General features: G+C 60.9%; 24 protein-coding genes and 2 pseudogenes. 12 read left to right on the top strand and 14 right to left on the bottom strand.

The genetic code is table 11. The annotated features are described in order from the left end of the window. Positions 1-126 precede the first annotated feature (126 nt). Complete coding sequence (locus HKK57_RS02690) at positions 127-576, top strand: YcgN family cysteine cluster protein (RefSeq protein ID WP_029292333.1); 450 nt, start codon at positions 127-129, stop codon at positions 574-576. 12 nt (positions 577-588) lie between these two features. Beyond that, a complete protein-coding gene (locus tag HKK57_RS02685; RefSeq protein WP_169389743.1) occupies positions 589-1,821 on the top strand; it encodes a hypothetical protein in 1,233 nt (410 codons plus the stop codon). Between the two features lie 49 nt (positions 1,822-1,870). On the opposite strand, the gene HKK57_RS02680 is transcribed toward HKK57_RS02685, so the two are convergent. The 4 genes from HKK57_RS02680 to HKK57_RS02665 all read right to left on the bottom strand — a co-directional run bounded on the left by HKK57_RS02680 (position 1,871) and on the right by HKK57_RS02665 (position 4,064). Further along, on the bottom strand, positions 1,871-2,212 hold the full coding sequence (locus HKK57_RS02680) for a YgaP family membrane protein (RefSeq protein WP_029292335.1): 342 nt from the start codon (positions 2,210-2,212) through the stop codon (positions 1,871-1,873). A gap of 69 nt (positions 2,213-2,281) precedes the next feature. Next, the gene (locus tag HKK57_RS02675; protein WP_003210674.1) at positions 2,282-2,749 is read right to left on the bottom strand and encodes an RNA methyltransferase; all 468 of its coding nucleotides are present in this window, start codon (positions 2,747-2,749) and stop codon (positions 2,282-2,284) included. Positions 2,750-2,931: 182 nt separating this feature from the next. Next, entirely contained in the window at positions 2,932-3,306 is a 375-nt protein-coding gene (locus tag HKK57_RS02670; protein WP_003210675.1) for a YajD family HNH nuclease, read from the bottom strand. Between the two features lie 71 nt (positions 3,307-3,377). Next, positions 3,378-4,064, bottom strand: a complete 687-nt coding sequence (locus HKK57_RS02665; RefSeq protein ID WP_070995103.1) for a spermidine synthase — start codon at positions 4,062-4,064, stop codon at positions 3,378-3,380. An 81-nt stretch (positions 4,065-4,145) separates the two neighbouring features. Between HKK57_RS02665 and HKK57_RS02660 the strand changes: the two genes are divergently transcribed. After that, complete coding sequence (locus HKK57_RS02660) at positions 4,146-4,436, top strand: hypothetical protein (protein WP_029292337.1); 291 nt, start codon at positions 4,146-4,148, stop codon at positions 4,434-4,436. Here HKK57_RS02660 and HKK57_RS02655 read toward each other — a convergent pair. Then, positions 4,433-6,487 carry a S9 family peptidase gene (locus tag HKK57_RS02655; RefSeq protein ID WP_133714182.1) on the bottom strand — a complete coding sequence of 685 codons (2,055 nt, stop codon included), beginning with the start codon at positions 6,485-6,487 and terminating at the stop codon, positions 4,433-4,435. The genes HKK57_RS02660 and HKK57_RS02655 overlap by 4 nt on opposite strands. A 90-nt stretch (positions 6,488-6,577) precedes the next feature. On the opposite strand from HKK57_RS02655, the gene HKK57_RS02650 reads away from it, so the two are divergent. The 3 genes from HKK57_RS02650 to HKK57_RS02640 are packed head-to-tail and all read left to right on the top strand — an operon-like array spanning position 6,578 to position 8,403. Then, complete coding sequence (locus HKK57_RS02650; protein ID WP_237150446.1) at positions 6,578-7,042, top strand: MFS transporter; 465 nt, start codon at positions 6,578-6,580, stop codon at positions 7,040-7,042. Between the two features lie 30 nt (positions 7,043-7,072). Continuing rightward, the gene (locus HKK57_RS02645) at positions 7,073-7,849 is read left to right on the top strand and encodes a class II glutamine amidotransferase (RefSeq protein WP_029292340.1); all 777 of its coding nucleotides are present in this window, start codon (positions 7,073-7,075) and stop codon (positions 7,847-7,849) included. An 11-nt stretch (positions 7,850-7,860) separates the two neighbouring features. Then, positions 7,861-8,403: a DUF2937 family protein gene (locus HKK57_RS02640; protein ID WP_029292341.1), complete on the top strand. Its 543-nt coding sequence runs from the start codon at positions 7,861-7,863 to the stop codon at positions 8,401-8,403. Positions 8,404-8,654: 251 nt separating this feature from the next. Here the strand turns inward: HKK57_RS02640 and HKK57_RS02635 are convergent, their stop codons facing one another. Further along, on the bottom strand, positions 8,655-9,593 hold the full coding sequence (locus HKK57_RS02635; RefSeq protein WP_070995105.1) for a LysR family transcriptional regulator: 939 nt from the start codon (positions 9,591-9,593) through the stop codon (positions 8,655-8,657). Between the two features lie 178 nt (positions 9,594-9,771). On the opposite strand from HKK57_RS02635, the gene HKK57_RS02630 reads away from it, so the two are divergent. The 3 genes from HKK57_RS02630 to HKK57_RS02620 are packed head-to-tail and all read left to right on the top strand — an operon-like array spanning position 9,772 to position 12,127. Further along, a complete protein-coding gene (locus HKK57_RS02630; protein WP_169389742.1) occupies positions 9,772-10,515 on the top strand; it encodes a 5-oxoprolinase subunit PxpA in 744 nt (247 codons plus the stop codon). Then, complete coding sequence (locus HKK57_RS02625) at positions 10,512-11,216, top strand: 5-oxoprolinase subunit B family protein (protein ID WP_169389741.1); 705 nt, start codon at positions 10,512-10,514, stop codon at positions 11,214-11,216. The genes HKK57_RS02630 and HKK57_RS02625 overlap by 4 nt, the downstream gene beginning before the upstream one ends. Then, positions 11,213-12,127 carry a biotin-dependent carboxyltransferase family protein gene (locus tag HKK57_RS02620; protein ID WP_169389740.1) on the top strand — a complete coding sequence of 305 codons (915 nt, stop codon included), beginning with the start codon at positions 11,213-11,215 and terminating at the stop codon, positions 12,125-12,127. Before HKK57_RS02625 ends, HKK57_RS02620 begins: the two co-directional genes overlap by 4 nt. A 114-nt stretch (positions 12,128-12,241) precedes the next feature. Here HKK57_RS02620 and HKK57_RS02615 read toward each other — a convergent pair whose 3' ends face one another. From HKK57_RS02615 to HKK57_RS02605, 3 genes are all read right to left on the bottom strand, one after another. Then, positions 12,242-13,420 carry a vWA domain-containing protein gene (locus tag HKK57_RS02615; protein ID WP_057441266.1) on the bottom strand — a complete coding sequence of 393 codons (1,179 nt, stop codon included), beginning with the start codon at positions 13,418-13,420 and terminating at the stop codon, positions 12,242-12,244. 11 nt (positions 13,421-13,431) lie between these two features. Then, positions 13,432-14,277 carry an AAA family ATPase gene (locus tag HKK57_RS02610; protein ID WP_029292347.1) on the bottom strand — a complete coding sequence of 282 codons (846 nt, stop codon included), beginning with the start codon at positions 14,275-14,277 and terminating at the stop codon, positions 13,432-13,434. A gap of 117 nt (positions 14,278-14,394) precedes the next feature. Continuing rightward, on the bottom strand, positions 14,395-15,471 hold the full coding sequence (locus HKK57_RS02605; protein WP_159906785.1) for a DUF748 domain-containing protein: 1,077 nt from the start codon (positions 15,469-15,471) through the stop codon (positions 14,395-14,397). 124 nt (positions 15,472-15,595) lie between these two features. Here HKK57_RS02605 and cysK point away from each other — a divergent pair, with 124 nt between their 5' ends. Together cysK and HKK57_RS02595 are read left to right on the top strand one after the other, a co-directional pair. Beyond that, positions 15,596-16,570 carry a cysteine synthase A gene (cysK, locus tag HKK57_RS02600; protein WP_029292349.1) on the top strand — a complete coding sequence of 325 codons (975 nt, stop codon included), beginning with the start codon at positions 15,596-15,598 and terminating at the stop codon, positions 16,568-16,570. 301 nt (positions 16,571-16,871) lie between these two features. Continuing rightward, positions 16,872-17,810 carry an aspartyl/asparaginyl beta-hydroxylase domain-containing protein gene (locus tag HKK57_RS02595; RefSeq protein ID WP_104911810.1) on the top strand — a complete coding sequence of 313 codons (939 nt, stop codon included), beginning with the start codon at positions 16,872-16,874 and terminating at the stop codon, positions 17,808-17,810. 43 nt (positions 17,811-17,853) lie between these two features. On the opposite strand, the gene HKK57_RS02590 is transcribed toward HKK57_RS02595, so the two are convergent. Both HKK57_RS02590 and HKK57_RS02585 read right to left on the bottom strand, forming a co-directional pair. Then, complete coding sequence (locus HKK57_RS02590) at positions 17,854-18,018, bottom strand: hypothetical protein (RefSeq protein ID WP_158682880.1); 165 nt, start codon at positions 18,016-18,018, stop codon at positions 17,854-17,856. A 42-nt stretch (positions 18,019-18,060) separates the two neighbouring features. Continuing rightward, a complete protein-coding gene (locus HKK57_RS02585; protein WP_070995111.1) occupies positions 18,061-18,609 on the bottom strand; it encodes a hypothetical protein in 549 nt (182 codons plus the stop codon). Between the two features lie 445 nt (positions 18,610-19,054). On the opposite strand from HKK57_RS02585, the gene HKK57_RS02580 reads away from it, so the two are divergent. Beyond that, positions 19,055-19,915 carry a DMT family transporter gene (locus HKK57_RS02580; RefSeq protein ID WP_169389739.1) on the top strand — a complete coding sequence of 287 codons (861 nt, stop codon included), beginning with the start codon at positions 19,055-19,057 and terminating at the stop codon, positions 19,913-19,915. Between the two features lie 30 nt (positions 19,916-19,945). Here HKK57_RS02580 and HKK57_RS02575 read toward each other — a convergent pair whose 3' ends face one another. The 3 genes and pseudogenes from HKK57_RS02575 to HKK57_RS27245 all read right to left on the bottom strand — a co-directional run. Continuing rightward, positions 19,946-20,842, bottom strand: coding sequence for a DMT family transporter (locus HKK57_RS02575; RefSeq protein WP_029292353.1), 897 nt, complete (start codon positions 20,840-20,842; stop codon positions 19,946-19,948). A gap of 71 nt (positions 20,843-20,913) precedes the next feature. Continuing rightward, positions 20,914-22,044: pseudogene (locus tag HKK57_RS02570) on the bottom strand (methyl-accepting chemotaxis protein); the annotation flags it as partial. Then, positions 22,045-22,524: pseudogene (locus HKK57_RS27245) on the bottom strand (MCP four helix bundle domain-containing protein); the annotation flags it as partial. Positions 22,525-22,650: the final 126 nt, after the last annotated feature.

Below are 22,650 nucleotides of genomic sequence, written 5' to 3'. Positions count from 1 at the left end.
TTCAAAGCTACTGCGCCACCGCGTACCTGACAAGTCTTGCCCTACCGGTAGTCGTAAGCGCTTGGCCCCAGGGGGCTTGGGCACTAGACTGGCGGCCTTTTAACATACCGAAACTGATGTAGAGCCATGGCCGCCAAAGTCGAACCTTTCTGGATACGCAAAACCCTTGAGCACCTCGACCAGGAGGAATGGGAGTCGCTGTGCGACGGCTGTGGCTTGTGCTGCCTGCAAAAGCTCGAAGATGAAGACGACAACAGCGTCTACTACACGCGTATCGCCTGCAAACTGCTGGACCTGAAAACCTGCCAGTGCACCGACTACCCTAACCGCCGCGACTCGGTCCCCGATTGCATCCAGCTCACGCCGGGCCAAGCCGATCAGTTCAAATGGCTGCCGCCGACCTGCGGCTATCGCCTGGTGAGTGAGCGCAAGGACCTGCCGCTCTGGCACCACCTGGTCTGTGGTGATCGCGACGCCGTGCACCACGAACGCATTTCCCAGTCCGGACGCATGCTCAGCGAAGGCAGCGTGCCCGAGGATGATTGGGAGGATTACCTGATTTTCCGCGCAGGCTGAAAAGGAGAGCGTATGACGGTCCAAGCCAAGCTGGCAGTGAGCCTGCTGTTGTTGGGGTTGAGCGCGTCGGCGTGGCCGGCGAAAAAGGTCGACCTCGACTATCACGTCAAACTCTTGCCCCAGAGCGATCAGGCCGAAGTCCGTTTAAGCCTGTCCCAGGGCTCGGCGGTGCGCAGCCTGGACTTCGACTTGGGGCGCGACGGTGACTACAGCGATTTCAAGGCCGACGGCCAGTGGCAGGTCAGGCCTGACGCGGGGGCCAGTCGTGGCCTGTGGCAGCCGGGCGCCGACAAGGCCAGCCTGACCTACCGCGTGCGCTTGAGCCATGCGCGCAAGGCCGGTATCTACGAATCACGCATGACCCCCAGTTGGGCGCTGTTTCGCGGCGAGGACCTGGTGCCGGCGGCCCGTCTGGACCAGCAGGATGGCGTGGAACTGGTGTCGCGGCTGACCTTCGAGCTGCCGGCTGGGTGGAAAAGCGTCGAGACGCCCTGGCCGCGGATCGGCAAGCACAAATTCCGTATCGACAATGTGTCCCGTCTGTTCGACCGGCCCACTGGCTGGATGCTCGCCGGCAGCCTGGGCAGCCGCCGTGTGCGCCTGGGCGAAACCGAAATCACCGTGGCCTCGCCCAAGGGCCAGGCCATGCGGCGTATGGATGTGCTGACGTTGCTGACGTTCGTCTGGCCTCAGGTGCAAGCGGCGTTTCCCAGGCACCCGGCCAAGTTGCTGGTAGTGGGCGCCAGCGACCCAATGCGCCGTGGCGCGTTTGCCGCACGCGATTCGGTATACCTCAATAGCCGCACGCCGCTGGTCAGCGAGAACGGCAGCAGCCCGCTGATTCGCGAAGTGGTGCAAGCCATCGGACGGTTCAACGACCACCAGGGCAGTGACTGGATCAGTGAGGGGCTTTCGGAGTACTACGCCATCGAGCTGCTGCGGCGCGCGGGTGGTATCAGCGATGAGCGTTATGTGGCGATCCAGGCGCGCCTGAGCAAGGATGGCAAGGGCGTGACGACCTTGCGTGGCGAGCACGTCAGCGGTGCCACGGTGGCGCGGGCGGTGGTGGTTTTGCAAGAGCTGGATCGCGAAATTCGCCTGAAAACCCACAACAAGCGCTCACTGGATGACCTGACCCAAGCGCTGATGCGCCTGGACAGTATCAGCACCAAGGAGTTTGTGCAGTTGGCTGAAAGCGTGATCGGCGAATCGTCCGTGGTGCTCGACAGCAAGCTGCTGCACTGACCGGGCCCGTGTAGGAGCTGGCAAGCCAGCTCCTACATTTTGATTGGTGTCAGCCGGTGGTTTTTTCGGCAGCCACTTCAGCCCTGGTCTTGAGGTTCTTCAATTCCTCGCCGGCCCGCTCGATCTTGGTCCGCACACTATTGATATCCTGACGGCTTTTTTCCAGCAGCGACTTGGCCGAGCTATGGCCGCTGATCCCACGCGCCAATGCCACGCCGCCAATCGCCACCTGGATCAGCCCGAAAAAACCGCCCCGGCGAATGCCCTTGCCCATCATCACCACGCCACCGGCCAGGGAGCCAATGCGCTCCCAGCCCTGGACGTTCTGGGTCGGCTGGGTCTGGAACGGCGTCGATTCAATCACAGGTTTGAGGGTTCTGCTGTCGCTCATGGTCTGTCTCCAACAAAGGGCCATTGATATGCAACTGACTGTCGGCAGTTCAAGGATGTTCCCAAAAACTCAGTACTTGGGTCCCGAACGGGTGTTATTGCCCTTGGCCAAGCGGTCGTAGAGCACCACATTGACGGTGGCAGCCAGGTTCATGCAGCCGGTGGTCGGGATGTAGATCACGTCTTCGCACCAGTCGCGGATCTCTTTGTCGAGGGAGCCGTCTTCGGGGCCGAAGATATACAGCGCCCGATCAGGATGGGTGTATTCCGGCAGCGGCCGGGCGCCCTCTACCAGTTCCACGGCGACCGGGATGCAGCCCAGGGGCAGGATTTTCTTCAGGTCGTCGATGCCGATCAGCGGGATATCGTGGTGGACCTTCTTGGTGTCGGTAATAAAGTCACGGGCCCGCTCATAACGTTTACCGGTGTAGAACACCGAAGCCACCCCATAGCAGCCGGCGGCACGCATGACCGAGCCAACGTTTTCGGGGGATTTGGGGTTGTACAGACCGATGCAGCTGTAGCGTTTATTGCCCACGGGAGAGGGTGCCTTCGAGAAAAACCGCGATTATACGGGGATTGCTCGAACAGCGGTCGGTATAGAAATGGCGGGTCTGGGGGATTGTCATCGCGGGCAAGCCCGGCTCCCACATTTGAAATGCATTCACCTGTGGGAGCCGGGCTTGCCCGCGATAGCGTCGTTGCGTTCAGCGCCGAGTGTCAGTCGTCCTTTTTCATCAACCCCGCCAACGCCGCAAAGGGGTTGTGCGTAGCCTTGGCGATGGTCGGGCTGCTGGTGGAGCCTTCGCCGAAGTACTGTTGGTCGGTATAGCGGGAGTGTTCGTTGTCGTGGCAGTACAAGCACAACAACTCCCAGTTGGAACCGTCCTGGGGGTTGTCGTCATGGTTGTGGTTGCGGTGGTGCACGGTCAGTTCGCTGAGGCGCTTGCCAGCGAATTCACGGGCGCAACGGCCACACACGTGGGGGTACATTTTCAGGGCTTTGTCGCGGTAGCCCATTTCCCGGTCGCGCTGGGCATCGGCGAGGATGCGGTCCAGCTTGGCGGTGTGGGAGGGCGGGTTGGTCGAGCTCATCATGGCTCCTGTTCATTTATTGGATAGATCACGGATGACGTTGATTCTAGCTGCTCGCCTGGCAATTTGCCTCAGCCCTTGAGCTTCTCGGCAATCCAGATGGTATGCCGGGTGCCCTTGTTGCCATGGGCGAAGACTTGCACTTCCTCGGCCTTGAAGCCGGCCTTGCGCAGTTTGTCGCTGAACTGCTTGTCGGCGCTGGCCGACCACACGGCCAGCACGCCCTTGGGGCGTAGGGCCTTGGCGCAGGCGCTGAGGCCACCGGCGGAGTACAGCCAGCTGTTGGCTTTTTGCGTCAGGCCTTCGGGGCCGTTGTCGACGTCGAGCATGATTGCATCAAAGCCCTGGGGCTCGGCCTGCAGGACCTTGGCCACGTCTTCCAGGCGGATCACGGTGCGCGGGTCCTGCAACGGGTTGCCGGATTTTTCTCCAAGAGGGCCGCGATTCCATTCCACTACGCCCGGCACCAATTCTGCCACGACCACTTGCGCCGTCTTGCCCAGGTGCTTGAGCGCCGAGGCCAGGGTGAACCCCATGCCCAGGCCGCCAATCAATACCCGCGAGCCGGGGCGCCCGGCAACTTTGCGACAGGGGATTTCTGCCAGGGCGTCTTCGGAACCGTGCATGCGCGTGTTCATCAATTGCCCGCCGTCACCACCCTGGATCTTGATCACAAAATCCTCGCCGTACTCGAACAGGCACAGGGCGCCGCCGTTGTCGGGGATGGGGGTGGTGTCGAGCAGCACGAAACGTTTCATGGAAATCTCATTGGGAAGGGCATTCTTGCGCGGTTGGGAGTAGCCTTGGGACTGGTTAACAGTCAGGCCATGGAGCCATCGATGAAGTGCAGCATTCTAGCGGTCATTGTAGGGAGTGTGCTCACATTGGGTGCCGCACATGCCCAGCAGTTGCAACCCGTGCCGAACACACCGGCGACCACCACGGGTGCACCGGGTACTGCAACGCCAACCCCCTATCCGCAAGTCACCCCGCCGATGGCACCCAAGCCACAAGGGGCCGGGGCGCCGTTGTTGCCGCCGATTGAAATGCCCAAGCCGCCCAAGGACCAGACCTTGCCCGGCCTGCAGCAAAGCGACAGCAAGCCGAAGGCGCCGGCAGCGGGTTCTTAAACCAACCCCAGGGCCTTGAACACAAAGGCGTATTCCAGGGCTACGTCACGCAGGCCCTGGTAGCGCCCGCTCATGCCGCCATGGCCGGCGCCCAGTTCGGTCTTGAGCAGCAGCAGGTTGTCGTCGGTCTTGGTGGCGCGCAACTTGGCCACCCATTTGGCGGCTTCCCAGTACTGCACTCGGCTGTCGTTATAGCCGGCGATCACCAGCATCGCCGGGTACGCCTGGGCGCTGACGTTTTCGTACGGCGCATAGGCCTTGATCCGCTCGTACACCTCGGGTTCCTGTGGGTTGCCCCACTCGTCATATTCAGTGACGGTCAGTGGCAGGTCCGGGTCGAGCATGGTGTTGAGCACATCGACAAAGGGCACTTCGGCGATCGCTGCCTGGAACAGTTCCGGGCGCTGGTTGAGCACGGCACCGATCAACAGCCCGCCGGCGCTGCCGCCGCTGATGGCCAGTTGCTTGGAAGTGGTCAGGCCTTGGGCGATCAAGTGTTCGGCACAGGCAATAAAGTCGCTGAAGGTGTTTTGCTTGTGCTCCTGCTTGCCGGCGCGATACCAGGCTTCGCCCAGTTCGCCGCCGCCGCGCACGTGGGCGATGGCAAACGCCACGCCCCGGTCCAGCAGGCTCAGGCGTGCATGGGAGAACCACGGGTCGAGGCTGGAACCGTAGGCACCGTAGCCATACAGGTACAGCGGCGTTGGCTGGCCCACCTGGTCGCGCTTGACCACCAGGCTGATCGGCACCTGGGTGCCATCGGCAGACGTCGCCCACAGTCGCTGGCTGACGTAGTCGTCAGCGTTGAACTCACCCAGCACCGGGGTTTCCTTGAGCACCTGCTGTGCGCCGCTGGCCAGTTCCAACTGGCGAACCTGCGCCGGGCGGTTCAGCGCTTCGTAACGCAGGCGGATCTTGTCGCTGTCGAACTCCAGGCTGTTTTGCACATACAGGCTGTAGGCCGCGTCTGGTAGTTCCACGCGATAGCTCGGCAGACCTTGTGGGTGCACGTCGATCACCGGCAGGCCGCCAATGCGCAGGCTCAGGGTCATGGCGCGGGCATTGAGCGTCACGCCATCGAGCATCACCGCGTCATCGTGGGCAATCAGGTTGTGCCACTGCTCTTCGCTGGGCACGCTGCCGTTGTCCGGCGCCTGGAACAGCGCAAAGTTGATGCCGTCGCGGTTGCTGCGGATAAACCAGGTCCACTGGTCGTCCAGCTTGCCGTGGTCGACATCGTATTCATGGCCTTCAACCCGTGGCGCCAGGCAGGCAAATGCCTGTTGCGGCTGCTCGGCGTCCAGGGCCCAGATTTCACTGGTGGTCTTGCTGCCCAGGGCCAGGAGCAGTTGGCGCTCGGAACTGGAGCGGTAGCAATGCAGGAAGAAGCGGCCGTCGGGCTCGTGGAACACCTGTTCGGCAGCGGTACCGTCCAGGCGATAGCGATACAGTTTGTGTGGGCGATGGGTGTCGTCCAGTTCGCCGAAGAACAGCGTCAGGCTGTCGTTGGCCCAGGTCATGCTGCCGTCGCAATTTTCGAAGGTCAGTTCGCTGACCTTGCCTGAAGACAATTCCTTCACGTACAGGGTGTAGATCTCTTCGCCATTGGTGTCCAGGCTGTAGGCCAGGCGCTTATGGTCCGGGCTGATGCTGAAGGCACCGAGGGAGAAAAACCCGCCATTGGCCAGCACATTCGGGTCCAGCAGCAATTCTTCGGCGCTCTCATCGATCTGCTGGCTGTCGTCGGCCGGGCGCGGGCAGCGATAGTGGCGTGGGTATTCGTCACCGGCGGTGGTGCGCGTGTAGTACAGGTAGGGCCCCCAGGGCGAGGGCAGTGACAGATCGGTCTCGAGGATGCGCCCCTTGATCTCTTGAAACAGCGTTTCGCGCAGCTCTTTTTGATCATCGAGCTGTGCCTCTTGCCAGGCATTCTCGGCCTTGAGGTAGTCGAGCACCTCGCTGCTGTCGCGTTCCTGCAACCAGGCATACGGGTCCTGGCCTGGGGCGCTGCGGGCAATCGGGGCGGCAGTGATGTGGGTCGATGGAGGCATGGATCACTCTCTGTCTGGCAGTGGGCCGACGGCATTGCAGCCGTGGCACGGAAAAGCCGTTATCATACGGGCCTGTTTGCCTACCTTGCCATGGACACCATGACCGAGAACGACTATCTGACCGCTTGGGGCCTCTACGCCTTCGCCGCTTTGGGCTGCCTGTTGGTATGGTTTCGCCTGACCCGCTGGATCTGGCGCTGGCTGCGCGAACCGCTGCGGTTGCTGATGGCGGTGCTGCTGTTAAGCCCGACCATTGTCGACCCGGTCAAGGAGCAGTTTGCCCCGGCCGTGGCTATCACCGCCCTGGATCTACTGCTCAAGGTGGGCAATAACGCCTGGCGAGCGGTTTCCGATTTGCTTATGTACGCGATGATTGCCTTTGGCCTGTACCTGGTCTTTGTGCTGACCCGCTGGCCCATCGAGCGTGCCGCCAAGGCCCGGCGTGAGCAGAAGGCCGCCGCTGCGGCAGCGGTCGCGGCCGAGCCTGAAGACGACGAACCCTATGGCCGGCCGCCGGCCCCTGTCAGTGGCATGCGGGTCGAGCCGCGTCTTTAACGTTGTAAGCCCTGCATCGAGAGTCCTGGCATGTGTGAATTATTGGGCATGAGTGCCAACGTACCGACCGATATCGTGTTCAGCTTCACCGGGCTGATGCAGCGCGGTGGGCGGACCGGGCCGCACCGCGACGGCTGGGGCATTGCCTTCTACGAGGGCCGTGGCCTGCGGCTGTTCCAGGACCCGGCGGCCAGCAGCGAGTCTGAGGTGGCGCTGCTGGTGCAGCGTTATCCGATCAAGAGCGAAGTGGTGATTGGCCATATCCGCCAGGCCAACGTCGGCAAGGTCAGCCTGTCCAACACCCATCCGTTTGTGCGCGAATTGTGGGGGCGCAACTGGTGTTTTGCGCATAACGGCCAGTTGGCCGACTTCACGCCCCAGGCCACGTTCTACCGGCCGGTAGGCGATACCGACAGCGAAGCGGCGTTCTGTGACCTGCTCAACCGTATTCGTGAGGCGTTTCCCGAGCCGGTGGATATCGAGCAAGTGCTGCCGGACCTGATCGCCGCCTGCGCCGAATACCGCAGCAAAGGCGTGTTCAACTGCCTGCTCAGTGATGGTGACTGGCTGTTCTGCTACTGCTCGACCAAACTGGCGCAGATCACCCGTCGCGCACCATTTGGCCCTGCGCGCCTGAAAGATGTCGACGTGATCGTCGATTTTCAGGCCGAAACCACGCCAAACGATGTAGTAACGGTGATTGCCACCGAACCCTTGACCGAAAACGAGACCTGGACCCGCTACGAACCGGGCCAGTGGAGCCTGTGGCGGCGCGGTGAATGCGTGCGCCAGGGTACAACCGCATAAGGACGTCGATTATGTTGCTCAGCTATCTGCGCCTGGTGTTGTTTGCCATCGGCTTGTTGGTCGGGGTGCAAGTCCCGGGGTTTATCAACGACTACGCCAAGCGCGTCGAAGCCCATTTGATCGAAGCCCAGACCGGCCTGCGCGGGTTTGAAAGCACTGCGCAGCAGTTCTTCAATGGCGATTTGCAGGCATTGGTGGCGCATTACCGCGCCAGTGAGGATCCGGTGTTCCGCAGCGATGCCAACAGCCTTGGCACTTTGCTCGATCGCCAGGTGGCGTTGGACAAGCAGTTCCAGGCCATGCAGGGGCCGTGGTACATCCGCGCCTTGCAGGTGGCGGTGGCCGCCGACCCGGATATCCGCAAGGAGACCTGGAATGGCTACAGCTACCAGATCCTCCTGACCCCCGAAGCCATGGGCTGGGGCCTGGGCGGGGCGATGCTGTTGTCGTTCGGCCTGGAATGCCTGTTCCGCCTGATCGACTGGGTGGTACTGGGTGGCAAGCGTCTGCGCCAGAGCCGACCGATTGAAGAGCGGGACCTCAAGGGTTTGTAAATCCAAATGTGGAACGGGGTTTGTAGACCCTCGCTTGCTCCCCTGTGGCGAGCGGGCTTGCCCCGCGCTGGGCTGCGAAGCAGCCCCAAACCCGGCCATTGCGGTTTATCTGAAGAAACGCGCCGGGCTTATTGGGGCTGCTTCGCAGCCCAGCGCGGGGCAAGCCCGCTCGCCACAGCGGCCCTGGCTGCTTGGATTTACGCGTTGCGGCAAAAATGCTGCGGTTTACAGGCAAGCCAGCCCCTGCCGTTTCAATCGGGTTTCTTCAGTGAGGGTGGGTGACTGAGCACCATGCGTTCTTCACCCACTTCCTCGGCATACCGCGCCACGACGCTCTGGCACAACGCAACAATCTCCTCCACCAACTCCACGCCCACCCGCCACGACACCACCACCTGCAGGTTTGGTAAGCGCTGCGTCATGGGCAGCATGACCAGTTCGCCCCGCGCCAACTCTTCGCTGACCAGCACCGGCGGCAGCGCGCCGATACCGAAGCCGTCGCGCAGCAAGCGGGTGATGGCCGACACCGAATTCACACAGTTCATACGCGGCGCCGCCACGCCATGGGCCTGCATCAGGCTCAGCACGTCCTGGTGCGGGTGGGAGTTTTTCGAATAGGTGATGATCCGCTCTTGGGCCAACTCGGCCAGGGAGGCGTAGTCACGGTTGTAGATGCTATGGCTGGCGACGATCCAGCCCATGGGGTGGCTGGCCAGTTCCAGGCTGCGCACCGATTCCTGGCGTAGCAGGTCGGTTTGCAGGATCAGATCGAGAAAGCCTTTTTGCAGTTGATCGCTGAGGTTGAGCGCGGTATCGGCGACCAGCTCGATTTCCACCAGGGGGAAGTGGTCCATCAGTTCGGTCACCAGCGGGCTGAGCCAGGTATGGATCACCGTGTCCATCGCGCCGATGCGGATGCGTCCGACCTTGCTGCTGGTGGTTTCCAGCGACTGCTTGAGCCCCTGCATGGTGACCATCATCTGCTCGGCATAATCGAGCACCTTAATCCCATCCGGGGTCAGGCTCACCCCTCGTGAGTCACGCAGGAACAGTTTCACCCCCAGCTCGCTTTCCAGTACCGCAATGCGGCTGGAGATCGAGGCCTGGGTGGTGAACAGCTTCTCTGCCGTCAGCCGGAAGCTCTTGAGCCGGGCTACCCAGACGAAGGTTTCGAGGAACTTCAAATTCATGGGATCAACTTTTTCTTATGCATGGATCGGTTTTTATTAGTTGGACGCAGCAGGGGCTGCGCGCCAAAAATCGGGCTGTCTCACGATAAGCGTCGTCGGGGCTCAGGACAACATCGTTGCGGGATCTTGGTAAAAGATCCCACACTACAAAAAAATAAAGCCTACAGGAGTCTTCACCGTGAGCCGCCTGCTACTGAATTGCGACATCGGCGAAAGCTTTGGCGCCTGGACCATCGGTCTGGATGCCGAGGTCATGCCATTCATTGATTGCGCCAATATTGCCTGCGGCTTCCACGCCGGCGACCCGAGCATCATGCGCAAGACCGTCGCCCTGGCATTGCAGCATGGCGTGCAGATCGGTGCGCACCCGGCCTATCAGGACCTGGCAGGCTTTGGCCGCCGCTCCATGGCGTATGGGGCCGAGGAACTCCAGGACCTGCTGCATTACCAGATCGGTGCCCTCGACGGTATCTGCCGGGCCCAGGGTGGCCGGGTCAGCTACGTCAAGCCCCATGGCGCGATGTACAACGACATGATGGCCAAGCCTGCGCAACTGCGCGCGGTGATCCAGGCCGTGGCGGCGTACGACGCCAGCCTGCCGTTGATGCTCATGGCTACCCGCGACAACAGCGCCGCCCAGGCCCTGGGTGATGAGTATGGCGTGACCCTGTGGTTCGAAGCCTTTGCCGACCGCGCCTATGACAACGCCGGGCACCTGGTCTCGCGCCAGTTGCCCGGGGCCGTGCATCATGATGCGCAGGTCATCCTCCAGCAGGCCCTGACCATTGCCCGTGGCGAAACCCTGGTCGCCAGCGATGGCAGCCCCTTGCTGTTGCAGGCCGACACCCTTTGCGTGCATGGCGATAACGCCAGCTCGGTGGCAGCGGTGCAGCGCATTCGCCAGGCGTTGACGCCACCATGAAGCCACGGATTGAAGTAGTGGCCATCGACTGCCTGATGGTGCGCCTGTTTGATGCAATAGCCGAAGACAACATGCCCTGGATGCTCGCCGCCACGCGCCGCCTGCGCGAGGGCTTTGGCTCGGCGTTGGTGGACCTGGTGCCTTCCTACACGACGCTGATGGTGCATTACGACCTGCTGGCGCTGAGTCCGGCACAGGCACGGGAGCTGATCGATCAGGCGCTTACCGACCTGCAGCCACAGGCCCAGGGCAGCGGGCACTGTCACGTGTTGCCGGTGTGGTACGACCTGAGCGTCGGCCCTGAACTGACCTTGCTCGCCCAGCGCAGCGGGCTTGCGGTCGACGAGGTGATTCGGCGCCACAGCCAGCATCACTATCAGGTTTTCGCCCTGGGTTTTGCCCCAGGTTTTGCCTTTATGGGCCTGGTCGAAGAACAGCTCGCCGCGCCACGCCTGAACACCCCGCGCAAACGCGTGGCGCCGGGTAGCGTCGGCATCGCCGAGCGGCAGACCGCAGCCTACCCAGTGGAGTCCCCAGGGGGCTGGAACCTGATCGGCCGCACCCCGGCCAAACTGTTCGACCGCGAGCGCGATGGCTACAGCCTCATGCAGCCAGGCGACGGTGTGCGTTTCGAAGCCATCGGCCGCGCTGAATTTATCAACCTGGGTGGCGATGACACGCCCTTGGAGGCCCAGGCATGAGCCGCTTGTTGATCGAGGCCAGCACCGCGCTGTGCCTGTTGCAGGACGCCGGGCGTTTTGGTGTGCGGCATCTGGGCGTGACCCAGGGTGGCGCGCTGGATTGGGTGTCGATGTCCTGGGCCAATTGGCTGCTGGGTAATCCACTGGATGCGCCGGTGGTGGAGATCACATTGGGCGGTTTTACCGTCCAGGCCCAAGGCTATTGCGTGCTGGCACTGGCCGGTGCTGATCTGGGGGCGTACATCGACGAGCGTACCATTAGCCCAGGGCGTAGTTTCATTCTGCAAAAAGGCCAGCGTTTGCGCTTCACCCAACCACACCGTGGCGCACGGGCTTACCTGGCGGCGCCGGGAGGTTTTGATGCGCCCAAGGTGCTGGGCAGTTGTGCCAGTGTTGGCCGCGAGGCCTTGGGCGGTTTGGACGGGTTTGGCCGGGCCCTGGCTGAAGGCGCTACGCTTGCCTATTGCGGCACGAGCAGCAATTTGCGTGAGTTGCCTGTGGAGCAATTACACCCAGCGGCTCCCCTGGACGTGATTCTCGGTGCGCAGATCGGCCAGTTCAGCGGCCAGAGCCTGTTCGATGCGTTTAACACCGAATGGGCCCTGGACAGCCGCGCCGACCGCATGGGCATGCGCCTGCTGGGCACGCCGCTGGCGTATCAGGGCGCGTCGCTGATCTCCGAAGGCATCCCCTTGGGCGCGATCCAGGTACCGCCGGATGGGCAGCCGATTGTGTTGCTCAATGATCGGCAGACCATTGGCGGCTACCCGCGATTGGGTGCGTTGACGCCGTTGTCCTTGGCGCGCCTGGCCCAGTGCCTGCCGGGGGAGAAGGTGCGGTTGGCGCCGGTGATGCAGGAGACGGCGCACCGGGAGCATCTGAGCTATTTGCAGCGATTTATGAACCGCTAAAGGCATCGCAGGCAAGCCAGCTCCCACATTTAAACTGCGTTCACACAGTAAAGTATGTGAATGCATTCCATGTGGGAGCTGGCTTGCCTGCGGTAGCGTCAGTGAATTCACCACCTATTTAGAGAGAAAGCGCATCCCTTCTTCCAATCCCCGCAAGGTCAGCGGATACATCTGGTCCTCAATCAAATCCCGCACGATATTGGTCGACGAGGTATAGCCCCAGGTATCTTTCGGGTACGGGTTAATCCAGATCAGCTTCTTGTACTTCTCCATGAACCGCTGCATCCACACATACCCCGGCTCCTCGTTCCAGTGCTCCACGCTGCCACCGGCCTGGGTGATTTCGTAAGGCGCCATGGCCGCATCGCCGATAAAGATCACCTTGTAGTCAGCGCCGTACTTGTGCAGCAGGTCCTGGGTCGAGGTGCGCTCGGAGGTGCGGCGCATGTTGTTCTTCCACACTGATTCATAAATGAAGTTGTGGAAGTAGAAGTACTCCAGGTGCTTGAACTCGGTCTTGCAGGCCGAAAACAGCTCCTCGCAGGTCTTGACGTGGGCATCCATCGAGCCGCCGATGTCGAACAGCAACAGCAATTTGACCGTGTTGCGCCGTTCCGGGCGCATCTGGATATTCAGCAGGCCAGCGTCGCGGGCGGTGTGGTCGATGGTGCCGTCGATATCCAGCTCTTCGGCCGCACCCTGGCGTGCAAATTTGCGCAGGCGGCGCAGCGCGACCTTGATATTGCGCGTGCCCAGCTCCACCGAATCATCGAGGTTCTTGTACTCGCGTTGATCCCAGACCTTGACCGCCTTGCCCTGGCGCTTGCCGGCATCGCCCACGCGAATGCCCTCGGGGTTGAAACCGCCGGAACCGAACGGGCTGGTGCCGCCGGTGCCGATCCATTTGTTGCCGCCGGCGTGGCGTTCCTTTTGTTCTTCCAGGCGTTTCTTGAACTCTTCGATCAGCTTGTCCAGGCCGCCCAAAGATTGGATCTGCGCGCGCTCTTCATCGCTCAGCGAACGCTCGAACTCCTTGCGCAGCCAGTCTTCGGGAATCAGCGCCTGCAAGTGATCGTCGAGTTTTTCCAGGCCGTTGAAGTAGGCGCCGAAGGCACGGTCGAACTTGTCGAAATGGCGCTCGTCTTTCACCAGGATCGCCCGGGACAAGTAGTAGAACTCGTCCATGTCGGCGAAGGTCACCCGTTGTTTCAGAGCGTTGATCAAGTCCAACAGCTCACGCACCGAGACCGGCACCTTGGCTGCACGCATTTCATTGAACAGGTTGAGCAGCATGGCAAAAGCCCTTATCGAGTGCCGCGACGGCTCATGAACGCCAGGCGCTCAAGCAGTTGCACATCCTGCTCGTTTTTCACCAGGGCGCCGGCCAGTGGCGGGATGGCCTTGGTCGGATCACGCTCGCGCAACACCGCTTCGCCGATGTTGTCGGCCATCAGCAGCTTGAGCCAGTCCACCAGTTCGGAGGTGGAAGGTTTTTTCTTCAGGCCCGGCACCTTGCGCACGTCGAAGAACACGTCCAGCGCTTCGCTGACCAGGTCTTTCTTGATGTCCGGGTAGTGCACGTCGACGATTTTCTGCAGGGTGGTGCGGTCGGGGAAGGCGATGTAGTGGAAGAAGCAGCGACGCAGGAACGCATCCGGCAGCTCTTTTTCGTTGTTGGACGTAATGATGATGATCGGGCGCTTCTTGGCCTTGATGGTCTCGTCGATTTCGTAGACGTAGAACTCCATCTTGTCGAGTTCTTGCAACAGGTCGTTGGGGAACTCGATGTCGGCCTTGTCGATCTCGTCGATCAGCAGGATCACCCGCTCTTCGGACTCGAAAGCCTCCCACAGCTTGCCCTTCTTCAGGTAGTTGCGCACGTCATGGACCTTGTCCACGCCTAGCTGCGAGTCGCGCAGGCGGCTGACCGCATCGTATTCATACAGGCCCTGGTGCGCCTTGGTGGTGGACTTGATGTGCCAGGTAATCAAGCGTGCGCCGAACGATTCGGCCAGTTGTTCGGCGAGCATGGTCTTACCGGTGCCCGGCTCGCCCTTGACCAGCAGCGGGCGCTCCAATGTGATGGCAGCGTTGACCGCCAGTTTCAGGTCATCGGTGGCAACGTAGGCCTGGGTGCCTTCGAACTTCATTTCTCAATCCTCGAACATGACGCCGGTAGTCAGCATGCCTGCGACTATAACGCGCAGCCCCGGTGACTGTGAACGCAGACGGGTTATTCAGTCTCTGAATGACCAGTCACGCCACGGTCAATCCGCGCTGGGCTTGGGTTGTTCGTAGCGGGCATTGAACGCCTGGACGAAACCATTGCGCAAAATCTGCAAAAACGCCTGGAATGCGCTGATATCTTGCTGGTGCACGCTGCCACTGAGCTCGACTCGGGTGGCGAACTGGTTTTTGCTCTGGTTCTTCAGGACGGTTTCGCTGGCGCCGACCACGGCTTCCCAGATCGAGCGGAAAATCCCCTTGTCCTTGTTCTCCACATCCTGCTGCCAGTCGAAGACTTCCACGTCCCGCAACAGTGGCTTGATATAACCGGTCAGTTGGGCTTTTTCGGCCTGGGCCTCGATGACCACGTCGCCGGTGCCGGCTTTGAAGTCGAACTTGCCATAGGCCGAGGCGAAGTCGTTCATGCGCTTGAGCTGGATATCACGGGCGCGGAAGCGGAACTCGAAGTCTTCAAAGTTGCTCAACGGGTCGAAAGTCGCGCTGGCTTCCAGTGGTGCATGCCCCAGCAACATGGCCTTGCCGTCAAAGCGCGCATCGCGCTTGCCTTCGACGTCCACCACATTGGTCAGGTTATAGAGGCTGGCGTTGACCTGGGTGGCGCCGATGTTGACCGGCGGCTTTGAATTGAAGTTGTGAAAGGCGATCTTGCCGTCGTCGATCCGCACTTCGTTGAGGGTGATGGGCAGCAGCTTGCCCAGTTGTGCCCGCCAGTCGGTGCCGCGACCGGTCTGGGACGCCTGTTTGTTGGGGCCGCCGTCGACGAAGTTGAGTTCTGGCTCGACGAATTGCACTTCGGCTACAACCGCATGGTCGTACCATAAGGAATGCCAACTGACCGACAGATCGATCACCGGGGCCTTGACGAACGGTACGGGCACCTTGCCATCGACCTTGACGATCTGCAGGCCGTTGATCCGGTACGCGCCGCGCCATAGCGCCAGGTCGACATCAGTCACTTGGCCACGGTAGTCGCCCATATCGGCGAGTTTTTCGTTGAGGTAGTTGCGCACCAGGTAGGGCAGGGCGATATCCAGTGCCACCAGCACGACCACCAGCCCGGCGACCGTCCATATCGGCCAACTGTAGCGACGCTTCATAGGTTTTTCCTCCCTGTGTATAGGCGGTTGACTACGCAGGCAGCGCCAACGTTCCTCGACTGGACGCCTTGGAGTACGAGGCATACCCTTATTGCCTTCTTGAAACCGCCTAAAGGACCCCGCCATGAGCCGCATTTTTGCAGACAACGCGCACTCCATCGGTAACACGCCCCTGGTTCAGATCAACCGCATCGCGCCCCGTGGCGTGACCATCCTGGCCAAGATCGAAGGGCGTAACCCTGGGTATTCGGTGAAGTGCCGGATCGGCGCGAACATGATCTGGGACGCGGAAAGCAGCGGCAAACTCAAGCCTGGCATGACCATCGTCGAGCCGACTTCGGGTAACACCGGGATTGGCCTGGCCTTTGTCGCCGCTGCCCGTGGCTACAAGTTGCTGCTGACCATGCCTGCCTCCATGAGCATCGAGCGGCGCAAGGTGCTCAAGGCCCTGGGCGCTGAACTGGTGCTGACCGAGCCGGCCAAGGGCATGAAGGGCGCGATCGAGAAAGCTGGCGAAATCCTTGCCAGCGACCCGGCGACCTACTTCATGCCGGCCCAGTTCGACAACCCGGCCAACCCGGCCATCCATGAAAAAACCACCGGCCCGGAAATCTGGAACGACACCGATGGCGCCGTGGATGTGCTGGTAGCGGGTGTGGGTACGGGTGGGACCATCACCGGTGTGTCGCGTTACATCAAGAATACAGCGGGCAAACCGATCCTCTCGGTGGCCGTGGAGCCCATCAGTTCGCCGGTGATTACCCAGGCGTTGGCCGGTGAGGAAATCAAGCCCAGCCCCCATAAGATCCAGGGTATTGGCGCAGGGTTTGTGCCGAAGAACCTCGACCTGTCGATGGTCGACCGGGTGGAGTTGGTCAGTGACGAGGAGTCCAAGGCCATGGCCCTGCGTTTGATGCAGGAAGAAGGCATCCTGTGCGGGATTTCCTGTGGTGCGGCGATGGCCGTCGCGGTACGCCTGGCGGAGAAACCGGAAATGCAGGGCAAGACCATTGTGGTAATCCTGCCGGACTCCGGCGAGCGTTACCTGTCGAGCATGCTGTTCAGCGATCTGTTCACCGACCAGGAAAACCAGGCCTGACCCTGTAGGAGCGAGCTTGCCCGCGAAGACCCTGAGGGCGCCGCGTCTAACCAGAAGGCACGCGTAGCGTTTTCATTCTTCGCCTGAATGCCCCTTGCAGACACGCTCGCTCCTACAGAAATCGGGTTGATCCAAATCAGCCCGGTTTGATGCCCTTTATGCATAATTGTTTGCTCGCCGCGCCCCCCTTAAAACGTATTGTTGGATAACGCGGGTTTTTCCTCCGGCCTGGAGTGTTTATCATGGCCGGCTGCTATGTCGGGTTTCCCGCTGCCGGGAGGCTATTTCCAGGAGTTGCTGCATGACCTTTTCTTTGGCCGCCAAGCTGTCGGTGCTGCTGTTGTTTATCGGCAGTACGCTTTACGTGCATTTGCGCGGCAAGGCGCGTTTGCCGGTGCTGCGCCAGTTCGTCAACCATTCGGCACTGTTCGCCCCGTACAACGCCTTGATGTACATCTTTTCGGCTGTGCCGTCCAAGCCGTACCTGGACCGCAGCAAGTTCCCGGAACTGGATGTGCTCAAGGACAACTGGGAAGTGATCCGCGACGAGGCCATGCACCTGTTTGACGAAGGCTATATCCGCGCCGCCGAGAAGAACAACGATGCTGGTTTTGGCTCGTTCTTCAAGAAGGGTTGGAAGCGCTTCTACCTCAAGTGGTACGACAAACCACTGCCGTCGGCCGAGTTGCTGTGCCCAAAAACCGTGGCCCTGGTCAGCAGCATCCCCAACGTCAAGGGCGCCATGTTTGCCCTGTTGCCGGGCGGCAGCCACCTCAATCCCCATCGCGACCCGTTTGCCGGGTCCCTGCGCTATCACTTGGGGTTGTCGACGCCCAACTCCGACGACTGCCGCATTTTCGTCGATGGCCAGGTCTACGCCTGGCGCGATGGTGAAGATGTGATGTTCGACGAAACCTACGTGCACTGGGTGAAGAACGAAACCGAGAAGACCCGGGTGATTCTGTTCTGCGATATCGAACGCCCCCTGAGCAACCGGCTGATGACCCGCATCAACCGCTGGGTCAGTGCCCAGTTGGGCCGCGCGACTGCGCCACAGAACCTGGACGACGAGCGCGTGGGCGGGATCAACCAGGCCTATGCCTGGAGCAAGAGCTTCAGCGATCGCTTCAGTGGTGTGGTCAAGCAGTGGAAGCGCAAGCACCCCAAAGCCTATCGCGTCATGCGGCCGGTATTGGCGGCGGTGGTGGTGGGGGCGTTGGTGTATTGGTTGTTTGGCTGATGGGTTCAAAAAACCGCTCGTATGAGCGGTTTTTTTATGACTTTTATTTTTCCGGGTGACCCGCCAAAAGGCTTGGTTCTTCAACGTTGCCGGCCATAGCCGCGCTGAGAAAACGGCGCTGATTGGCGGTCAGCACAGTGCTTTTAGGTTCCTGGCCGGCCTTGGACGACGCTTTTCGGGCGACGGGTTTTTTAATAAGTTCTCCCATGCAGCCTCCACGATTGATCATTAATTGAACATGTTTGCGATGCTATTCGTTCTCTACCGCTATCACAAGCCTGCCCCGTGAATCGAAGTCAAAGCCCAGGTTTTGATAGAGGGGAATAGCCCCGGGTGCGGGCTCCTGAATTTCTATCCATTGGCTGCCAATGATTCTCGCGTAATGGTCGATGGCAATCATCGTCAGTGATGCTATGCGGCTTTTCAAAGGGTGGGATTTTCCAGGTCTTCCCTCCAGGCGGATGACCTTGATCCGCAATCGGCTTTGATTGGGATTGGCAAAGCACAGCCCACAGAGCACCTCGTCGTACCAGAGGGACAAATCGAACGCCATCGGTTCACGGCCTTTCCATGTCGCAACCTCGTCCCATGAGAAGTGAGAGTCTTCTGCCCAGTCCTGATAGGCAGCCAATGCATGGCTGTCGATCAATTCAAAACGGACATGGGTCAAGTCGATCTCTGCGCCTTGGGCGTCGGTGTGTTTCAGGTTTTTGTACCACTGTTGAGTCGATGCATTCGCAAGGCGTAAAGCTTTGGATCGGTAGAGCTGGTATCGCAAGGAGTCGCGTGTTTTTGGCATTGGCGGTCATGAGTCGAAAGCCTCCTGAAGAGGAGTGAGTTGGTTTTTCCCAAGGCTAGAGGTGGTTTTTCAACTTGTCCTTACTGGCCTTTTGGCAAAGCCATTGCAAAGCGTGTCACCGGCTGGTTATAGTCGGCGCCAGGTGTTTCACAGCACCTTTAATCCCTTCAAAAAAGATCAGCCCATGCCTGCTTCCCCACGCATAGCGGTAGTCGATTCAGCGGTCAACGCTGCGGTCGTGCCGTGTGGGAGCCAGCAGCCTGCGCAGATCAGTCATTACCCTCCACCTGTCAGTAGCACGCCGGTGTACGCAGTCGTATCACCGCCGGGCGTTGGCATTTCGGGCTGATCAGCAGATCACTGTTGCCCGTTGCCTGCCTGTACCGAACCTACTGAATTTCAGCCTTGGCTGAGTTGGCTTTTTGCCTGACTACAGGTGTTCATCATGTCTGTTCTTTCGAAACAATCCGTGGCCGCGGCGGCCTCGACGAGCCTGTTTGTCCTGCTGTGGAGCAGCGGGGCGATTTTCTCCAAGCTGGGCCTGGCCCATGCATCACCCTTTGCCTTCCTGTTGATCCGCTTTGCCATTGCCCTGGCGGGCCTGGTGGTGCTGGTACCGATCCTCAAGCTCAGGTTGCCGCGCCCGGGCAAACCGCTGTGGTATGCGGTGGCCACCGGGCTGGTGCTGCTGGGGGCCTATCAGATTTTCTATCTGCTGGCCCTGGACCTGAAGATCACCCCTGGTGTGATGGCAACCATCATGGGCGTGCAACCGATCCTCACCGTGGTGTTGATGGAGCGCCAGCGTTCATGGCGTCGGATATTCGGCCTGGTGCTGGGGTTGGTGGGGCTGATCATGGTGGTGTACCAGGGCATCGGTCTGGCCGGCATGTCCCTGGCCGGCATGCTGTTTGGCTTGCTGGCGCTGGCGAGCATGACCCTGGGCTCGATCATGCAGAAGCGCATTACCGAGAACCCATTGGGCACCTTGCCAGTGCAGTACCTGGCGGGCTTGTTGTTGTGCGCAGTGTTCGTGCCGTTCCAGCCTTTTCATTTCGAGCACAGCAGCCGCTTTTACCTGCCGGTGTTGTGGATGGGGCTGGTGGTGTCACTGTTGGCGACGCTGCTGCTGTACCGCCTGATCGCCCGGGGCAACCTGGTGAATGTCACCAGCCTGTTCTACCTGGTGCCAGCGGTGACTGCGGTGATGGACTACCTGATCTTTGGCAATCGGCTGGCGCTGCTGAGTGTGCTGGGGATGGGCTTGATCATCGTCGGCTTGGTGTTCGTTTTCCGTAAAGCCTGATACCCCGTGTAGGCGCCGGCAAGCCGGCTCCTACACGGTCTTGATCAGTTTCCCTGGGCGTAGCACCAGCCACAGCGCCCCCGCGATCAACATCCCGCCATACAGATGGGCCATGGACAACGGTTCATCCAGCAGCAATGCGCCCCACAACACGCCGAACGGCGGAATCATGAAGGTAACGGTCATCGACTTCACCGGCCCGATGGATGTCAGCAAGCGGAAGTACAGGATGTAGGCAAACGCCGTACACAACAGCCCCAAACCGAGCAGCGACAACCACACATTCCAGCCACCCCAACTGGCGGGCGGATGGCTGATGGCGCTCCAGCCAAACCAAGGCAATAGAAACAATGTGGCACCGAGCATGCTGCCCAAGGCCGAAAGACGGCTGTCCAGGCCACCCTGTTGATCCAGCCAGCGGCGCGCCAGGAAGCCGGCGAAGCCGTAGCAGGTGGTTGCCAGCAGGCAGGCGAGGGCGCCCATCAGCAGTTCCAGGTCAAAGGCCACCGGCCCGGCCCGCGTGAGGATGCCCACGCCGAACAAACCCAGGCCTACTCCGGTAATCTTCGACAGCGTCAGCCGTTCATGGAAAAACAGCCCGCCAATCAATACGCCCATCAACGGCGTCGTCGCGTTGAAAATCGCTGAATAACCTGCGGGCAAGACCTGGGCCGCTACCGAATACATGGTCGCAGGGATCCCGGAGTTGATCACCCCGAGCAACAGCACGGTCTTGAATTTACCGCGGAAATCCCAGCTCACCCGCAGGATTGCCAGGATCACCAGCAAGCCGGCTGCGGCAATTGACACCCGGAAGAATGCTGTAGGAATCGTGCCGATCTCGGGTGCGATAATCCGCATGAACAGAAAGCTCGCGCCCCAGATGGCGGCCAGTACCAGCAGGTACAGGGTGTCGACAGGTCTCACGGACAGCTCCTTTTTAATCAGGGCGAGAGTGTTGCCCAGGGACCTGCCTGACACAATCTTTTACGTATCCACTACACAATAAAGCGCGTCACCAAACCATTGAGGTCCACCGCCAGGCGCGACAGCTCCTGGCTGGCGGCCGAGGTCTGGGTCGCCCCGGCGGCGGTCTGGGTCGACAGGTCGCGGATGTTCACCAGGCTCCGATCCACCTCCCGGGCCACCGACGCCTGTTGCTCGGCAGCACTGGCGATCACCAGGTTGCGCTGGTTGATCTGCGAAATGGCGGCGGTGATTTTTTCCAGGGCGCTGCCTGCGCTGTTGGCCCGTTGCAACGTCTGGCTGGCGTGCTCGGCGCTGCTGGTGAGGGCGCCGACCGTGTCCTGCGTGCCTTGCTGGATACCGGTGATCATCTGCTCGATTTCTTCGGTGGAGTCCTGGGTCCGTTGTGCCAGGGAACGTACCTCGTCGGCCACCACCGCAAAGCCCCGCCCGGCCTCGCCAGCGCGGGCGGCTTCAATGGCGGCGTTGAGCGCAAGCAGGTTGGTCTGCCCGGCAATCCCGCGTATCACTTCCAGCACCTTACTGATGTCTTGCGCCTGCACCGCCAGGCCCTCGGCCTTGCCCGAAGCGTCGAGCACCTCGTTGACCAGGTTCTGGATCGAGCTGATGGTTTCGCTGATCTGATAGTGCCCGTGCTTGCTGTCTTCATCGGACGCCTGGGAGGCTTCGGCGCTGGAGACCGCATTGCCCGCTACCTCATCCACTGCCGCGCTCATTTGCGTGACGGCGGTGGCGGCCTGCTCGATTTCATCGTTCTGGGCTTGCAGGCCGCGAGTGCTTTGCTCCATCACCGAGCTCATCTCTTCGGCGGCCGAGGCCAACTGCTGGGCGGATTCGCTGATACCGCGAATGGTCGCCTGCAATTGCTCCTGCATGGTGGCCAGGGCGCCCAGCAACTGTGCCGGTTCGTCCTTGCCCTGCACGTGAATCGGCTGGCTCAGGTCGCCGGCGGCAATCGTACGTGCCGCGCGCAACGCCTGCGCCAGGGGCGTGGTGATGCTGCGGGTCAACAACCAGGCCAGTAGCAACGTCGCGATCAGGGCGACTGCGATGATGACGCCGACGATCCACTGTGCACTCTGATACACCTGCGCCGCCGATTGCGCCGCATCCTGCGCGCCTTGCTGGTTGAAATCGATCAACGCGTCCAGGCTCCGGCCGAGGATCACGCCCTGGGGCGTCAACTTGTCGGTGAGCAAGGTCAGGGCCTGCATCTGCTCATCCTGGTCTACCCGTTGGATCAACTGGTCGACGATGGTCATATAACCCGCCGCGGTGGTTTTGAGCTGGTCCAGTAGCTGACGCTCCTGATCATTGCTCAACAGGGCCTGGTGATTGTCCAGGCGCTCCTGCAACTGCGCGCGCTCCTTGGCGATCAAACCTTTGCTTCGCTCGCGCACCGCCGACTCATCGGTGGTCAACAAGCGCAGCGCCTCCAGGCGGATCGCCGCGACGTTGGCGGCGCTGTCGTGGATGTTCTCGATGCTCGGCATCCAAGCCGTTTCAATGATGGCGGCACTTTCGCGCAGCTTGGCCATCTGCCCCAGGCCAAACAACCCGACCAGCACCAGCAGGCCGGCCAATACCGCAAAACTCAGACTGGCGCGCAGGCCGATCCCCATATTCCTCAATGACATTGCAATGCTCCTTGGGCGATTTAAAGCCGTTCCCGAGCCGGTCTTTTGACCTTTTTATCAGGGAAGGGGGTGGCTATATAGCAAAGTGCCATCACTGAGGTAATCAGGGTT

The sequence above is a fragment of the Pseudomonas sp. ADAK21 genome (assembly GCF_012935735.1).
GTDB lineage: Bacteria > Pseudomonadota > Gammaproteobacteria > Pseudomonadales > Pseudomonadaceae > Aquipseudomonas > Aquipseudomonas proteolytica.
Note: the sequence above shows the minus strand (reverse complement) of the source record. Positions and strands in the feature narration are given on the sequence as shown.

Coding starts and splice junctions, on each gene's coding strand:
- HKK57_RS02595 (WP_104911810.1), top strand. CDS start 16,872: ATGACCTTTTCTTTGGCCGCCAAGCTGTCGGTGCTGCTGTTGTTTATC.
- HKK57_RS02615 (WP_057441266.1), bottom strand. CDS start 13,420: ATGCTGCTCAACCTGTTCAATGAAATGCGTGCAGCCAAGGTGCCGGTC.
- HKK57_RS02625 (WP_169389741.1), top strand. CDS start 10,512: ATGAAGCCACGGATTGAAGTAGTGGCCATCGACTGCCTGATGGTGCGC.
- HKK57_RS02660 (WP_029292337.1), top strand. CDS start 4,146: ATGAAGTGCAGCATTCTAGCGGTCATTGTAGGGAGTGTGCTCACATTG.
- HKK57_RS02590 (WP_158682880.1), bottom strand. CDS start 18,018: ATGGGAGAACTTATTAAAAAACCCGTCGCCCGAAAAGCGTCGTCCAAG.
- HKK57_RS02610 (WP_029292347.1), bottom strand. CDS start 14,277: ATGAAGTTCGAAGGCACCCAGGCCTACGTTGCCACCGATGACCTGAAA.
- HKK57_RS02685 (WP_169389743.1), top strand. CDS start 589: ATGACGGTCCAAGCCAAGCTGGCAGTGAGCCTGCTGTTGTTGGGGTTG.
- HKK57_RS02605 (WP_159906785.1), bottom strand. CDS start 15,471: ATGAAGCGTCGCTACAGTTGGCCGATATGGACGGTCGCCGGGCTGGTG.
- HKK57_RS02620 (WP_169389740.1), top strand. CDS start 11,213: ATGAGCCGCTTGTTGATCGAGGCCAGCACCGCGCTGTGCCTGTTGCAG.
- HKK57_RS02580 (WP_169389739.1), top strand. CDS start 19,055: ATGTCTGTTCTTTCGAAACAATCCGTGGCCGCGGCGGCCTCGACGAGC.
- HKK57_RS02655 (WP_133714182.1), bottom strand. CDS start 6,487: ATGCCTCCATCGACCCACATCACTGCCGCCCCGATTGCCCGCAGCGCC.
- HKK57_RS02585 (WP_070995111.1), bottom strand. CDS start 18,609: ATGCCAAAAACACGCGACTCCTTGCGATACCAGCTCTACCGATCCAAA.
- HKK57_RS02665 (WP_070995103.1), bottom strand. CDS start 4,064: ATGAAACGTTTCGTGCTGCTCGACACCACCCCCATCCCCGACAACGGC.
- HKK57_RS02635 (WP_070995105.1), bottom strand. CDS start 9,593: ATGAATTTGAAGTTCCTCGAAACCTTCGTCTGGGTAGCCCGGCTCAAG.
- HKK57_RS02690 (WP_029292333.1), top strand. CDS start 127: ATGGCCGCCAAAGTCGAACCTTTCTGGATACGCAAAACCCTTGAGCAC.
- HKK57_RS02645 (WP_029292340.1), top strand. CDS start 7,073: ATGTGTGAATTATTGGGCATGAGTGCCAACGTACCGACCGATATCGTG.
- HKK57_RS02680 (WP_029292335.1), bottom strand. CDS start 2,212: ATGAGCGACAGCAGAACCCTCAAACCTGTGATTGAATCGACGCCGTTC.
- HKK57_RS02640 (WP_029292341.1), top strand. CDS start 7,861: ATGTTGCTCAGCTATCTGCGCCTGGTGTTGTTTGCCATCGGCTTGTTG.
- HKK57_RS02650 (WP_237150446.1), top strand. CDS start 6,578: ATGGACACCATGACCGAGAACGACTATCTGACCGCTTGGGGCCTCTAC.
- HKK57_RS02670 (WP_003210675.1), bottom strand. CDS start 3,306: ATGAGCTCGACCAACCCGCCCTCCCACACCGCCAAGCTGGACCGCATC.
- cysK (WP_029292349.1), top strand. CDS start 15,596: ATGAGCCGCATTTTTGCAGACAACGCGCACTCCATCGGTAACACGCCC.